This window comes from Isoptericola sp. NPDC019482, assembly GCF_040632295.1.
In the GTDB taxonomy this organism is placed as follows: Bacteria; Actinomycetota; Actinomycetes; order Actinomycetales; family Cellulomonadaceae; genus Isoptericola.
In genome coordinates, this window is record NZ_JBEYBQ010000039.1 from 1 (window position 1) to 1,247 (window position 1,247).

The 1,247-nt window shown below is 74.7% G+C and carries 1 pseudogene; it reads left to right on the top strand.

The features are described 5' to 3' along the window. Window positions 1-282 precede the first annotated feature (282 nt). A pseudogene (locus tag ABZ493_RS18845) lies at window positions 283-1,247 on the top strand (hypothetical protein); the annotation flags it as partial.

Consider the following 1,247-nt stretch of genomic DNA (forward strand, 5'->3'; position numbering starts at 1 on the left):
CCGTCCCGTCCGCGTGACGTTCGTCGACGGCCAGTACGCGTCCGCCGCGCTCGACCGAATAGTCCCCGGAATCGCGCTCACAACAGGTCCGGGCCTGCGGGATCACAGGATCTTCGCGCTTCCTCTCGGGGCGGGTCACGACGGCCCGCTGCGACCTGCACACGCCCGGCCTAGGCTGCTGGGGACGCCCGCGGCAGACGCCGGTGCACGCGGCGCGCGGCCCTCGTGCCGGCGGGTGCGGCGGGCGTCGGACCGACGACCCCGACCTGGACCCGACGCTTCGTGACCTCCTCCCCCCGCAGCCCCGCCCCGGGCGACCCCGTCGACGGCTCGCACGACGACGCGAAGGACGCCCCCGCCAAGACCCGGCTCTCGCTCACCCAGGTGGTGGCCAGCGCCCTCGCCGCGGTCAGCGCCACCGTGCTGATGTCCTTCTTCGGCGTCGCCGGGACGATCATCGGCGCGGGCCTCGCGAGCGTCATCACGGTCATCGGCAACTTCCTCTACACGCGCTCGATCGAGAAGACGCACGAGCAGCTCAAGCCGGTCGTCACCAAGGTGGTGGCGCGCACCCCCGGCACCGGGCGCTCGCGCACCGCCGCGATGCGCGTCGGCGGCACGGCCACGACGGCGCGCGGCACCGTGGTCAGCACGTCGGACGCCGTGGACACCCTGGCCGACGGCACCGTCCCGGGGACGCAGCCGCTCGACGCGACCGCGCCGCTCGACGCGACCGCGCCGCTCGACGCCACCGCGCCGCTCGACTCGACGCAGGCACTCGGGGAGACCCGCCCCCTCGGGCCGGTCGGCGTCTCGGACGCCGAGGCCGAGGCCGGCGACGGGCTCGACGACGGTGACGGGCACGCCGACGGCGCGGCAGGCGACGACGAGGACGAGCCGCGCAACGCCTGGCTGCGCTTCGTGCAGAAGCACGGCACGAAGAAGGTGCTGGCCCTGTCGGCGGCGGCCCTGTTCGTCGTCGTCATGGGCGTGGTGCTGGTCGTCGAGCTCGTCATCGGCAAGCCGCTGTCCGACGCGGTCCGCGGTCAGGAGGGTTCCGGCACGAGCATCAGCCGCACCTCGAACGACTCCGACGACTCGACCACCGTGCCCACGCCGACCAGCCCCGCCGAGGACCCGGCCAACGTGCCCGGGGACGACACGGACCCGGGCACCGGCGACCAGGGCTCGGAGGAGTCCACGACCGGCACCACGGACCAGCCGACCGACGACCCGACCGACGACCC